The organism is Kitasatospora sp. NPDC034035, assembly GCF_055575755.1.
Genome location: NZ_JBVISA010000030.1, coordinates 99,768 through 112,379, shown reverse-complemented (window position 1 = coordinate 112,379; position 12,612 = coordinate 99,768). Strand labels below are relative to the sequence as shown.

Here is a 12,612-nt window from a genome sequence, read left to right as displayed (position 1 = left end):
TCTGGCTCGACCAGCGCCAGCAGGGCCGGGACCAGGCCCGGATCGCTCTCACGCAACCGCTTGCGGCCCGCACCCATCGCCCGTACCCGGCCCGCAGACTCACCGCCCGAGGCCAGCTCGCGCGCACCGCGCGCCACCGTCGACTCCGCCACCCGCGCAACGCGAGCAACCCTGCGGACGCCCCCGTACCCCAGCACCCGGGCAGCCGCCCCCAACGCCAGGCGCCGCTGCCGTTCATCCAGATGCGGCAGCAGCGCGGCGAACGCCTCCCCGAGCACGGTCTCGGTCTCCTCCGTCACGCCGAGATCCTACGACCCCAAGTACGTCATCAGGTCCGTAAGTTATTAATCGTCAGCTCCCAGGGCTGCGCCGTTCTGGAGATGTGTCCGGTTTGATCACATGATGCCCAGTGTGCCGAGCGGGCGGGCGGCGTCCCGGGCGTGGTGACGGATGCCTGCGGCGATGTTGTCGTGGCCGGTCAGTCGCAGCGCACCGATGGCGAGGTTGCGCAGGGTGGCCATGGCGCGGGGCGCGGTGCCGGTGCGGACGCGGGAGGGGTCCTCGGCGTATGCGGTGTCACGCACGTGATGGATCTTGTTCTCGACGCCCCAGTGCTCTCGGACGCGCTGCGCGATCTCCACCGGACCGGCGTGCTCGGGCGTGAGGCTGGTGACACCGTAGACGCATCGGCGAGTTGGCCCAGGCCAGCTGGGATGGGCGATGATGAACAGGCAGGCGCCCGCTGACCTGCAACTTCAAGATGGACGCAGCTCGTTGGGCTCCGGGCTCGCAGTCGGCCCCAGCGGCAGAGTAGCTGACTGGGTGAGGCTTGTGGTGGCTCGGCAGCGGGTCTGCCGGGCCACGTTCGGTCAGTGGGTGTCGGTGCGCTTTTCGAGGCGGGTGCCGTGGCGAAGGGTGATCGACATCAGGTCGCTGGGAACGTCCAGTTCCAGGCGGTGCCAGCGGCCACGGGGGACGATCACCGCGGTGCCTGCCTGCAACCGCACCATGTCCTCGGTGCCGCCGGGCCTGTCGGAACGGAAGTAGAGGCGGATGCCGCCGGTCAGGCAGCACACCGCTTCCTCGGCCTGTGGGTGCATCTCCCAGTGGTCGGCGTGAACGTCGGCGTCGGTTTCCACGTGGAACGTGGCGATCTGCCAGGCGCCGGAGTCGCTGCTCGTCATCTGCCGTTCGACGGCTCGGACGTCGCCGTCGGGGTGGAAGTGCAGCGCCGAGGCGAACAGGTCGATGGGGGTCGTCGTCATGATGATGTTCCTTCCAACTGGCTCTCTGTGGGGGCGGTGGGTCGCGGGAGAGGTGTGACGGCCCGGCGGCGCGGCAGTACGCCGATGGCCACGACCGCCGCGAGCACGAAGAGGGCGGCGGCGATGGCCAGGCCCAGGGCGTAGCCGTCGTTGAGTGCGGCGGGGTCGGTGGCCGTGCCGGTGTGGTGTGCGGCGATGGTGGCCAGGGCGGCCAGGCCGATGCAGCCGCCGAGTTGGCGGGAGCTGTTGAAGAGGCCGGAGGCCATGCCGGCCTCACGCGGAGCGACGCCGGTGGTCGCGGCGGCGGCGACCGGGGCCAGCACCAGTCCGGTACCGATGCTGGTGACGAGGGACGGGCCGAGTACGTCGGCGAGGAAACTGCCGTCGGGGCTGATGAGCGCGAACCAGGCCAGGCCCGCGGCGGCCAGCAGGGCGCCGGGCACGAGCGATGCGCGAGGTGTGCGGGTGGAGGTGATGCGGGTCGCGGCGACGGTGCCCGCGACCAGGCCTGCGGAGAAGGGCAGGAACGCGGCGCCGGTTGCTGCGGTGCCCATGCCCAGGACCTGCTGCATGTACAGGGACACGAAGTAGAACGCCGTGAACTGCCCGGCCGCGGCCAGGAACACCAGCACGTTCGCGCCGGCGACCCAACGGCTGCTCAGGAGGCCGAAGCGCAGCAGGGGTGCGGTGACTCGTGACTCGGCGATGACGAAGGCGGCCAGCAGCGCGACCGCGGCGGCGAGGGTCGCCCACGTGATCGGGGAGCCCCAGCCAAGGGTGTCGGTGCGGACGACACCGAACACCAGTAACCCGACTCCACCGGTCGCCAGGACGGCACCCAGCACGTCCAGCCTCTCGCGCCGGGCGGGCTGTGCGCCGGCGGGCACGCCTGCGGGCACCAGCGCGAGAGCCGCCACGACGATGGGCAGGTTGATCAGCATGACCCAGCGCCAGCCCGCGTACTCGGTCAGCAGCCCACCTGCCAGCACGCCCAGCGCGCCGCCTGCGGCGTTCACCGCGCTCCACACCCCGAGCGCGCGGGCGCGCTGGGGGCCTTCGGTGAAGGTGGTGGTGAGCATCGCCAGCGCGGCCGGCGCGACGGCAGCGGCGCCCAGGCCTTGCCCGGCGCGGGCGGCGATCAGTTGCCAGGGTGCCTGAGCCAGTCCGCCCGCCAGCGAGCACAGCCCGAAAACGGCCAAGCCCAGCACGAACAGTCGACGCTGGCCGTACAGATCGCAAGCGCGGCCACCCAGCAGCAGTAACCCGCCGAACGTGAGCGCGTAGAGGTGCACGACCCACGACAGGTCGAGCGGCGCGAATCCCAGCGCTGTGCGGATCGCGGGCAGTGCGACGTTGACCACCGACATGTCCAGGGCGAGGACGAACTGGGCGACGGCTGCTGCCGCCAGCACCGCTCCGGGGCGCCCCCGTAAGTTTTTATACATGTAAGGAAAGTAGCGCGAAGGGATCGCCGCTGTCGACACCTGGGGGATGATGGGAGGCATGCCGCAACCGTCCGCACCGCGTAAAACCCTCGGCCGACCTCCCCGCATCCTCCTTGCGGAGGTCATCGAGACGGCCAACCGGATCGTGACCGAGGAAGGCGTGAACCGGCTGACCATGCGGCGACTGGCCACAGAGATCGGCAGTACGCCGATGGCGCTCTACCACCACGTCCGCAACAAGGAAGACCTGCTCGTCCTGCTACTGGACGACTACGCCACGCGGACACTGCGCCGACCCGAACTGCCTGCCCACCCTCGCGAGCGGATCGTCGCCGCTGCCGCCGCGATCCACGAGGCGCTCGCCGCCTGCCCCTGGATCACTGAGGTGCTGACCGCCGACGACTTGATGTCCACGTCCGCACTGTGGTTCGTCGAGCAGATCGTCGATGGCCTGGTCGAGTGCGGACTGACCCCTGAGCAGGCCGTGCGCGGCTACCGCGCGATCTGGTACTACACCGCCGGTGAAATCATGGTCCGCGCGGCAGCGACCCGGCGGCGCGCAGACGATGACCGTGCGACCTACCGGGAGCAAGTCTTCGCCGATCTCGACCCGGGCGAGCTTCCCCGCTTGGCACAGGTCGCGGACCACTGGGCGTCGCTGACCGCTGAGGACACCTACCTGGACGGGCTCCGAGCCCTGGTGGACGGCCTCCTCACCACCCGCTGACGGACCGCAGCCGCCAATGAACGCGTCAACGTCCTGCACCGCTGACATTCTGCCAACACACCAGCGCGTCTCCTCTGTCGAGCATGGTCGCCTTGAGCTGGGGGCGCAGCCGCCACTCCTCGCGGGTCTGGGTCGCCGAAACGTACGTGACGTTGAGTGGGTATTCGGCAAGATGCCGGCGCCCGGGCTCATGGCAGTGAGTCGGCCTGGGCGTTCACCTGGGACAATGCCCGGATCGTGATCGCCAATGCCATCGTCATCGTCATCGTCATCGGAAATGCGAAAAGTGCGAAAGTGCCTTCCGTGCCGGGAAGATGAGGCCTTGTCGAAGGTCTCTGTCAACCCGGCAGGGAAGGCACTTCTGCGTTCGCACGACGGCCCAACGGGCTCCAGCCGGCCGGACAACACCCGGCCGCACCCTGATCGGCGGCCAGCCGGGCGGCGAGCGGGCCGGCGGGGCGGGGCGGGGCGATGCGGGTCCTGCGCTCTCCGCCGGGCCCGTGCAGCCGCGCGCCGAACCCGCAACGACTGCACCAGGCCGTCCGTTTGGAGTCAGGACCGGTCGTACGGGCAGTCAGGCTCTGTGCTGTACTACGTGCTCTTCCGTGTACACCGTGCCGCACCTTTGGAGCCACCTCTCGATGAGCGTCACCTGCCCGACGTGCGCCGCGGCGGACGAGACCATCGCCGTACGGAAAGCCCTGTTGGATGCTGACCGGCCCCTCGACTCGCCGACGCGGGAGCTGCTGTCGATGCCACCCGAGCCCGGGGGCACGACCGGGGCCGCGATCACCCTCTTCGTCCTGGCCGGCCTCTTCACCCTGCTGGGACTGCGCACGCTGTTCTCCGGAGACGGCGACGCCGGCTCCGACGCCGCCTACCAGGTCGGCTACCACTACGGCGCGTTCCTCGTCGCCGCGATCCTGCTGGGGATCGGGCTCACCATCCATTCCGACCACCGAAGCCGTCGGAATGACACCGCGGGCGAGTGGCCGCGGACCTACGACCAGTGGCAGCAGCTCCAAGGGGTGTGGCGGGCGAGTTGGCTGTGCCGACGATGCCGCGTCGCGTTCCTTCCCGCCGCGTCGCTGCGCCCTGACTTCGTCGCCTCGTCCGCGATACCCGTGGCGCAGTTCCCGCAGTGGACGGCGGCCGTCGCGCGACAGGACGACCACCCCGGCGCCCCGGCCGCTTCGGACTGATCGCCGCCGGCCTTTCCCCGAGATAGCCTCCGGGGGTTCACAGCTGCGCGCGCGTGCCGCGTCCGAGGAGGAGTCAGCCGGACCGCGGTGACAGACGTAGGGGACGCCGCTCGGCACGGCGTCCCCTCTCATGCGCGGGGCGCGGGGCGCGGCGCGCAGGGCGGCGGGCGGGCTCAGGTGGCGGGGAGGCTGCTCGCCAGCTCCCGGAAGCGGGCGGAGGGCCGCATCATGCCGTTGTCCCCGACGTTCAGGTTCTCCAACCAGCCGTCCCGGTACCAGAAGATCGACGAGGTCAGCGGGGCCGGATCGTTGGCCTGGAGCTGCTTCGACAGGTCGATCATGAAGCGGATCGCGTTCAGTGACGCGCCGCTGCGGATCGGCGCTGCGCAGAACGCGTTGTTCGTCGGCAGGGTGACCAGGGCGCCGTGGGGCAGCTCGACCCCGCCGAGGGCGTTCTCCAGGCGCAGGGCCTGGGCGGCGCCGGGCCACACCCCTGTCCCGTTGACGGCGTAGAGGATGTCGCCGTTCGACGCGTTGAAGGACTGCCGGTTGAGCTGCTCGGTGGCCAGGTTGGCGAAGGCCCGCTCCCAGAGCTCGGCCCGGCTGACGCTCCACTGGTCGGCGGCGTGCTCGGCTATCGACAGGGCCTCGGTCGTCCCGCCCCGCTTCCCGCCGTTCACGCACAGGACGACCGACAGCTCGTCGTCGATCTGCCGGGCCATGGGGTCGGGCCCCAGGGTGCGGGTCGGGGTGACCAGGAGCCGCAGCCGGTCCCGGACCTCGAAGACCGAGATCGCGGCCAGCGCTTTGCACGGGCCGTGCTCGTCGCACAGCGGCTTCGGAAGGTTCTTGCGGTTGCCGAACAGCGGCATGGGGGGCTCCCACGGGTCGGTGCGGTGGTCGGACCAAGGTCACAGCATCCCACCGGAGTTCGCTGCCGTCCCATGGATCGTCCGATCCTCGGACTGCGTCCGGACGGTTTGTCAGGGTGAAGGCCCCGAACCCTGGAACCCAAGGTCGGCTTCGGGGCGTTCACCTTGTGCCGTCAGAGCCCGAAGTTCCAGTCGACGATCATCTGCAGCAGGTCCTTGCGCTCGTCCACGAAGTCCATCGCGATCACGCCGTAGTGCGCGCGTTGGGAGATGCGCGGCGTCAGGTAGTCCTGGATGGAGGGGTTGACGACCTTGGCGATCCTGTACGGATCCTCGGGGAAGGCGCTGGCGCTGGCGAAGTGGATGTACAGCTTGCCGTCGTCCTGGTGGTAGAACGCCGTGTCCAGTCCAGCCCTGACCCGCTGGACCTTGCGGCTGGACCCGTCGCCGAACTCGTCCTGCAGCCAGATCCGGTTGCTGTCCCCCCACCGCAGGGGGTCGTAGCGCCCGTCACCCCAGGTGAAGTCCGACATGATGGGGACGATCTTGCCGCGCACCTGGCCCAGGGTGGGCAGCCCGTCGGGCAGCGAACCGGTCTTGGGGAGCCAGAACCACGGCCGGTAGTTGCCCTTCCCGTCCATGCCGTCCATGTAGTAGTTGAAGATCTCGCTGAACCGGTAGTCCTGCCCCTCGGTGTATTCCTTCCTGATCCGCATGATGATCGTCTCGCGGGGGTTCGACTTCAGGAAGTCGATACACAGGTTCAGCACGTCACCGAAGTTGATCTTCTGGTAGATCTTGTCGTGGTGGATGGTGAAGACATCGCCCATCACCTGGCATCGGATGTCGAGGAATCGCACCCCCGCCTGGAGCTGCTGGGGGATCCGCCACTCCTGGCACTGGGCATAGCCGAAGGCGCCGCCGTCGTAGAGCGCACAGGTCTCGTGGGTTCCGGGGATCGTCAGTTGCGACAGCTTCACGTTGTCGCCCAGCAGCGACATCCACTTCTCGGTGGGGCGGCGGACGAGGCGGTCCGGTGCGGCGGAGGCCAACGCGCCCGAACCGGCGACGCCCAGCGCACCGGTCGTGGCCGTGAGCGCGGCGGCTCGGAGAAGGGTCCTACGGTTGATCGGCATACAAGAAACCTCCGGAATCGGAGTCCTGATGGGTGATCGGATGCGAACGTCTCTTCTGTCGACTCCAACGGGCCACCGCCCGGGCCCGGTTCATCGTTCGCGAACCGCCCGGCCGCGTGGCCACCGGCTACCTGCTGATCGACGCCGTTCTGCGCCCCGCGACCCGTCCGGGTGCTTCGACGCGGAGCCGATGTTCGGCGTCGAGTTCAAGCACCCCGAGAAACGCGGCCGCTTCGGTGAGTCCGGCCCGCAGATCGCGCAGGGGTCCGGCCCTTTCGAGCGGCCTTCGCGGGATCCCTAGCCGTCCGTCCGCTTGATCCACTCGCTGCCGCCCAGCGGGTAGTCGTAGCCGGGGCGGTTGACGTCGGCGCTGGTGCGGAAGGGGGTGCCCCCGTTGTCGAGGCGGATGGTGCCGCGGCGGCTGCCGCTGGACCAGTCCAGTGCGAGGTCCCATCGGACGTCATGCGCCTTGGTGTGCGCGGTGACGTAGAAGACCTCGGGGTCGGACTTGCTGACCTTGTACGGGAATTCGCGTTGGCCGCCCTGGACGGTGATCACGGGACTGCCCCGGTCGAGGTCGATGTCGAAGGACTTGGTGTCGACCTCGCCGCCGCAGCCGACGCCCATCGAGTAGTCGTTCCAGGCGAGCGGCGCGCCCTTGGCCGTGACCCGCACGTGCAGTGCCTCCAGGACAACCGTGTCCGCTCCGGTGCCCTGGACGGTGAGGGCGATCTCCTGCTCGCCGGAGGAGACCGCGCCGTAGGCGGCGGACCAGCGCGGGGCGTCGCGCTCGGGGGCGGGCGGCCCGACCTGGGCGGGCGCGCTGTTGACGAGGAAGTGCTGGCTGCACGGATCGGCGTAGACGTACGGGCGGACGCCGACGGTGAGCGGCGCGGGCGCGTCGCCGGGCGGGGTGGGAGTGGCGGTCGGGCTCGCGGGCGCATTCTCGGCGGTGGAGGCGGTGGAGGCGGTGGGGCCGGAGACGGATGGTGCCGGTACGGCCCCCGGGCCCGCCGTCGTGGCACCGGCCGCCGGCCGGCCGACCGTATCGTCGTCGCCGCCCCAGACGGCGGGACGCACGACCACCACGACGGCGGTCACCAGGGCGACGGCCGCGGCGGAGGCGATCAGCGCGCCACGGTGGCGCCGAGGCGGGGCGGGCTCCGCCACCCCGACGACCGGCTCCCCGCCCGTGCCCCCTGCGGAGGGGGGTTCCACCGGGGCGGCCGGGGCCGTCGGTTCAGTCCGGGGCTGCTGCGCGACCGGGGCCTGGGCCTGAACCTGGGCCGGCGTCGGAGTCGGCGTCGGTTCCGGTTCCGGGGCCCGATCCGTCCGGCGCCCCCGCGCCGCGTCCGCCAGGATCCAACTGCGGTGCAGTTCCACGAGCTCGTCCGGAGTCGCCCGGCACACCCGTGCGAAGCGCTCCGCCGACACGTACTCGTTGGGCAGCGCCGTGCCGTTGCAGTAGCGGTGCAGCGTCGAGGTGCTCGTGTGCAGCCGCTTGGCCAGCGTTCCGTAGCTCAAGCCAGAGCGGGTCTTGAGTACGCGCAGCAGCCGCGCGAACTCCTCCGTCGCCGCGGCCCCCATGTCCTCCGCCACCCGTCCCCTCCATTCCCCCCGCGTCCCGTTCCAGCGTTCCAGGCCCGTTCCACCCCTGCTGGTCAGAGCCACAATCGCCGTTCCACCCTACCCATCGGGGCGTCAGACGTGGCGGGTGGGACGGATCACCGCACAAGCTTCGGTCATCCGATCGACCCACCACCCGACCGACTGCCGAAAGGGGCACGACCACATGTCCGTCCGTACCTCCCGCACCCGTCTGATCACCGCCGCCGCGAGCGTCGCGTTCGCCGCCTTCTCGATGACCGCGTGCAACGACAGCGGGGACATCGCGACGGCAACCGGCCCGTCGCTCAGGGCCACCGTGCCCGCCGCGACGCCGGCCTCGCCGACGGCCCCCGCGACATCCGCCGCCCCGTCCGCCGGCACCGCCGTCTCCACCGGCAAGCCCCCGGCCGCCGCGCCCCAGCCCACCGGCCCGAAGCCCGCCACCGGCACCCCCGCGCCGAAGACCCCCGCAGCACCCGCCGCCCCCGCGGCCGCCAACCCGAGCACCTGCGAGGGCTCCAACACCAAGACCACCGCCGCCCCGCTGAACCGCCCCGTGAACCACATGCTGCTCACGGTCACCAACACCGGCTCCGGCATCTGCTACCTCTACGGCTACCCGGCCGTCCGGTTCGGTGAGGCCCAGTCCCTGCCCCGGTCATCACCGACTCGAAGCCGCAGGCCGTCGTCACGCTCAAGCCCGGCGAGTCCGGCTACGCCTCCGTCAACCTGTCCTCCACCGACGGCATCGACGGCTCGAACGGCCACACGGCGCCGTCCCTGGTCGTCTACTTCCAGGGGCGCTCAGGCAACGAGAGCGTCGGCGCGGGAGCCCACCCGTCGCTGCCCGCGAACGGCGTCTACGTGGACGACTCCCTGAAGGTCACCTACTGGCAGCAGTCGCTGGACGACGCCGTCTCCTGGTGACTCCGGCAACACCCGACGAACCGGGAGCAAGCACGAACCGACAGCACCCGACCGGAAAGCAGGCACGCCACCATGCGCCACACGCCCCGCAGAATCGCCCGGCTCCTGGCCGTTTACGCCGGCGCGGCCTTCCAGGTTCTTGTCCTCGGAAGTCCGGACGACCCCGTGCCTCTCGCGGGAAGCCGCCGTCACCCGTCGCTGATGTCTGATGTCTGATGCCTGATGCCTGACGCTCGCGGCGAAGGTCCTGAACCTGCCACTCTTCGCAGCGGACAACGGTCTCGGCCGGTGCTCCTGGATCTCTGGGATACCGACATCGCACCCGAGTTGACCCCGCTCTACAAGCAACACGGGCTCCTGCTAGGCCGACGCCATGAACGCCGCCGGCACCACGCTGTCACAGCTGCCACCGCTCGACATCACGGAACTGTGGGACAGTACGTGATCCAGGAGGCGCTCGGCCACCACCCCGTCACCCCGTCCGTTTCGCCTCCAGGACCTGAGCCCGACGGCGAGACTGTCCCACTCTGCCCCTCCGGGCTGCGAGACTTGGATCATGACTACCGATCGTCCCACCCTTTCGCTGCCCGCCTTCTCCGAGCCCGCCATCGACGCGCCCGTTCCCGCCTGGTCCGACGGGCGTCGGCCGCTGCCGGTCGAGCAGGGCGCCGATTTCCGCCAGCCGCCGGGCGAGACCGTCCCCGTACCCGCCCCGGCCCGGCGCCCGCTCGCGGTCGGCGGACTGACCTTCTCCGACCCGGAGCGGCAGGGCTGACGGTTCCGGCCCGCGCCGCCACAGGTCTCTGAACTGCGGAGATTTCACGAACCGGCCCCTCGGCATCCATCCGTCACGGACCACGACGTACGGCGAAGGGGGCGGGCGGCGAACTGCGAAGATGAGCACATGTCTGTCGTGCCCGTCGAACCTCGTCCGCTGAACGACTCCGAGCGAGCCGTGCTGGACCACCTCCTGACAGTCGACTTCGTCGGCGCCTCGGCGCTGCGCAGCCAACTGGACCGGACCGAGGTCGTGGCCACCTGGGGAGCCCGGTCCGTGAGCGTCGACCTGCGGGTGCGGGGGCTGGAGCCGCATCCCGCACCGGCGTTCACGCTCGTGCCGGTCGGCGCTTTCGTTCACGACCGCTCCGGCGAATACATCGGCGAACTGCTGGTGTGGGTCGAGGGCGGCACGACTTTGTCAGCGCTGGAGTACGCCTGGGTCACCGATGAGATGCCGACCTCCCTGCCGTCCGTGGACCAGATCCGGCTCACGGCCGATTGACCTCGTCGACGCCGGTCAACGAGCGCGTGCGGCAGGGCCCAGTGCGTTGGGGTAGTGCGTCGGGGCAGGTGAATAACGAGGCTGCCGGGCGGAACAGTCGAGATTTCAGACATCTCACTCGACCGCTGGTGGCCAGGACCGTCACGGCAAGAATTACAGACCGTCATCAGGCCCGGAATCCAGGAGGCCGAAGTGTTTCTCCGGGGGCGTCAAGCACTGGCGGAGCAGTAAGGTGCAGGACTACGGTTGTGTCAGACGCCAAAAGCAGATCGATTGCTACGGGTCCGCAGCCTCCGACCCGGTTTCGTCAACGGATCTCGCAGGTGCACGTTTGACGCAGGGCGCCTTCGTCAATTGCGCCGTGCGCGCTTCCTGTGGAATTTCCGCCGGTTTCAGTCGGGAGGCATCGCCGATCCGATAGGTACCACCGGGAGGTACCAATGGTTTTCTTCAATTCTGCGGACTCCACCGGGAGCGGCGAGTTCTGGCAGAACTCCGGATCACCTTCGGTCGACCCCAAGGACGTCCTGACCGGCGCCACCGAACTGGCCGGTGGCGTAGCCCTGCTCCTTCAGGACCCGGGCGATGGTCGGGTCCTGCGGCTGCATGCCCAGCTCCGCCCCCGGCAGCCCCACCTTCGACAGGCCGGTGCGGAACGGGCTCTGGCCGGTGATGAACGCCGAACGCCCCGCCGTACAGGACTGCTCCGCGTAGTAGTCGGTGAACCGCATACCCTCGGCGGCGATCCGGTCGATGTTCGGCGTGCGGTACCCCATCAGGCCGTCGCTGTAGCAGCTCAGGTTCGTGATCCCGATGTCGTCGCCCCAGAGCACCACAATGTTCGGCTTGCCCGCCATCGTCCGCGTCCCTCTCCTCGGCCCCGCCGGTCCTGCCTCGCTCCCACGCTAGGAGTCGGCCGGGGCGCCCGCCGTGCGCAGTGCTGCAAACCGGTGAACCCCCGCACCGCCGGCCGGCCGGCCGGCCGGCCGGCCGACCAGCCGGACGGACGGACGGACGGTGCAGGCCGGTCCCGTTCGGGTGGAGTGGTCTATTGGAGGATGTTGATCGCCCGAGCGATCACCAGGGCCGCCACCACGAGCGAGACGGCACTTTGAGTGATCATCAGCAGCTTGGCCCACGACTTGACCGGCGACGTGTCGGCCGGACCGAACGAACTGGAGGTCCAGAAGGCCAGCGCCAGATAGTCCACGAAGACCGGCACCCACGCGGGGGAGGTGCCCTGCCGGAGCTGCATCTCGGGGAAGACGAACGCGGGGTCCGCGAAGGGGTGGTGCGCCCGCGTGGCGGCGCCGCCCCGGTCCAGATCCCAGTACCACAGCGCGAACGCGATCACGTTGGTCACCCAGACGACCCCGCCCGTCGCCAGCAGGCCCGTCGCGTTGTTGGCGTAGAGCTTGCTGTCGGTCAGGATGTCCGCCACCAGGGACGCGGCAGCGAAGAGGTTCGCCAGCGTGATGAACGCGATCACCAGGTCGGTCACCACCCGTAGCCACCGTGTCTGCCGATCGATCCGGCCGGGGTCGGCTCCGATCAGGACAGCCATCAGCACCACCATGACCACCGGCAGCACCCACGACGGGCTCTCGCGATAGCTGCGCGGGAGCGCGACATGGAGCAGCGCGGCGACCAGGACGGCCGACGCCACCGGCCACCAGTGCTCGCCGCGCGGCTCTGCCGGCTCCATCGACCGACCCGCAGGGGACGGTTCGCCGGGATCATCGAGGCGGGAGCTCATGGCTCATTGTGTTGCCGTCCGGCTCCCGAGAGCCGCACGGCAGGTCGATGGTCACCCCCGGGGAGCAACCGTGCACACGGCGCGCCGTGCGGATCCAGGAGTCAGCCCCCGCTGATCCCCCGTCTCCCAAGGGGCGGGTCGCCGTGCGCCCCGCATCGACGTCGTCACCCTCGACCTGGCGGACGTCCGCAACCGCGTGCTCCGTCGCGGCGAGATGACCGACACCGCCGCCGTCATGCGGCGGCCCCCTGGGGGTGGTGACGGCCCGGTTCTGTCCGGGGCAACGGATGCGGAGGCTTCACGGGTTCAGTATCCCGGGCAGGAATATGCGTGAAAGGAAAGTTCCCAGGTCAAAGGGGTGCGATGAAGCCGAAGTTGTGAAGCGTGCATGG

At 70.0% G+C, this 12,612-nt stretch carries 14 protein-coding genes and 2 pseudogenes; 6 read left to right on the top strand and 10 right to left on the bottom strand.

The window, feature by feature from the left end:
• From ACZ52J_RS33120 to ACZ52J_RS33105, 4 genes and pseudogenes are all read right to left on the bottom strand, one after another.
• Nucleotides 1–278, bottom strand: a pseudogene (locus tag ACZ52J_RS33120) (ISAzo13 family transposase); the annotation flags it as partial.
• Nucleotides 279–395: 117 nt separating this feature from the next.
• Entirely contained in the window at nt 396–584 is a 189-nt protein-coding gene (locus ACZ52J_RS33115) for a hypothetical protein (protein ID WP_465624001.1), read from the bottom strand.
• A gap of 285 nt (nt 585–869) precedes the next feature.
• On the bottom strand, nt 870–1,265 hold the full coding sequence (locus ACZ52J_RS33110) for a cupin (protein ID WP_465623999.1): 396 nt from the start codon (nt 1,263–1,265) through the stop codon (nt 870–872).
• The gene (locus ACZ52J_RS33105; protein WP_465623998.1) at nt 1,262–2,710 is read right to left on the bottom strand and encodes an MFS transporter; all 1,449 of its coding nucleotides are present in this window, start codon (nt 2,708–2,710) and stop codon (nt 1,262–1,264) included. The genes ACZ52J_RS33110 and ACZ52J_RS33105 overlap by 4 nt, the downstream gene beginning before the upstream one ends.
• A 58-nt stretch (nt 2,711–2,768) precedes the next feature.
• Between ACZ52J_RS33105 and ACZ52J_RS33100 the strand changes: the two genes are divergently transcribed.
• The 3 genes from ACZ52J_RS33100 to ACZ52J_RS33090 all read left to right on the top strand — a co-directional run bounded on the left by ACZ52J_RS33100 (nt 2,769) and on the right by ACZ52J_RS33090 (nt 4,639).
• Entirely contained in the window at nt 2,769–3,437 is a 669-nt protein-coding gene (locus ACZ52J_RS33100; RefSeq protein ID WP_465623996.1) for a TetR/AcrR family transcriptional regulator, read from the top strand.
• A 156-nt stretch (nt 3,438–3,593) separates the two neighbouring features.
• Nucleotides 3,594–3,755, top strand: coding sequence for a hypothetical protein (locus tag ACZ52J_RS33095; RefSeq protein WP_465623994.1), 162 nt, complete (start codon nt 3,594–3,596; stop codon nt 3,753–3,755).
• Between the two features lie 323 nt (nt 3,756–4,078).
• A complete protein-coding gene (locus tag ACZ52J_RS33090) occupies nt 4,079–4,639 on the top strand; it encodes a hypothetical protein (RefSeq protein WP_465623992.1) in 561 nt (186 codons plus the stop codon).
• A gap of 173 nt (nt 4,640–4,812) precedes the next feature.
• Here ACZ52J_RS33090 and ACZ52J_RS33085 read toward each other — a convergent pair whose 3' ends face one another.
• From ACZ52J_RS33085 to ACZ52J_RS33070, 4 genes are all read right to left on the bottom strand, one after another.
• Nucleotides 4,813–5,511, bottom strand: a complete 699-nt coding sequence (locus ACZ52J_RS33085) for a hypothetical protein (protein ID WP_465623991.1) — start codon at nt 5,509–5,511, stop codon at nt 4,813–4,815.
• Nucleotides 5,512–5,684: 173 nt separating this feature from the next.
• Complete coding sequence (locus tag ACZ52J_RS33080) at nt 5,685–6,647, bottom strand: phosphatidylinositol-specific phospholipase C (protein WP_465623989.1); 963 nt, start codon at nt 6,645–6,647, stop codon at nt 5,685–5,687.
• Nucleotides 6,648–6,944: 297 nt separating this feature from the next.
• Nucleotides 6,945–8,246 carry a helix-turn-helix domain-containing protein gene (locus ACZ52J_RS33075; RefSeq protein WP_465623987.1) on the bottom strand — a complete coding sequence of 434 codons (1,302 nt, stop codon included), beginning with the start codon at nt 8,244–8,246 and terminating at the stop codon, nt 6,945–6,947.
• A 102-nt stretch (nt 8,247–8,348) separates the two neighbouring features.
• Nucleotides 8,349–8,855, bottom strand: a complete 507-nt coding sequence (locus tag ACZ52J_RS33070) for a hypothetical protein (protein WP_465624009.1) — start codon at nt 8,853–8,855, stop codon at nt 8,349–8,351.
• Here ACZ52J_RS33070 and ACZ52J_RS33065 point away from each other — a divergent pair.
• From ACZ52J_RS33065 to ACZ52J_RS33055, 3 genes and pseudogenes are all read left to right on the top strand, one after another.
• Nucleotides 8,821–9,182: pseudogene (locus ACZ52J_RS33065) on the top strand (DUF4232 domain-containing protein). The gene ACZ52J_RS33070 and the pseudogene ACZ52J_RS33065 sit on opposite strands and share 35 nt — an antisense overlap.
• A 556-nt stretch (nt 9,183–9,738) precedes the next feature.
• The gene (locus ACZ52J_RS33060) at nt 9,739–9,957 is read left to right on the top strand and encodes a hypothetical protein (protein ID WP_360502835.1); all 219 of its coding nucleotides are present in this window, start codon (nt 9,739–9,741) and stop codon (nt 9,955–9,957) included.
• 180 nt (nt 9,958–10,137) lie between these two features.
• Nucleotides 10,138–10,464 carry a hypothetical protein gene (locus tag ACZ52J_RS33055; RefSeq protein ID WP_465623985.1) on the top strand — a complete coding sequence of 109 codons (327 nt, stop codon included), beginning with the start codon at nt 10,138–10,140 and terminating at the stop codon, nt 10,462–10,464.
• A 500-nt stretch (nt 10,465–10,964) separates the two neighbouring features.
• Here ACZ52J_RS33055 and ACZ52J_RS33050 read toward each other — a convergent pair whose 3' ends face one another.
• The gene (locus ACZ52J_RS33050; protein ID WP_465623983.1) at nt 10,965–11,321 is read right to left on the bottom strand and encodes a sulfatase-like hydrolase/transferase; all 357 of its coding nucleotides are present in this window, start codon (nt 11,319–11,321) and stop codon (nt 10,965–10,967) included.
• A 191-nt stretch (nt 11,322–11,512) separates the two neighbouring features.
• Nucleotides 11,513–12,220 (bottom strand): hypothetical protein, encoded by a 708-nt coding sequence (locus tag ACZ52J_RS33045; RefSeq protein WP_465623981.1) that lies wholly within the window; start codon nt 12,218–12,220, stop codon nt 11,513–11,515.
• Nucleotides 12,221–12,612: the final 392 nt, after the last annotated feature.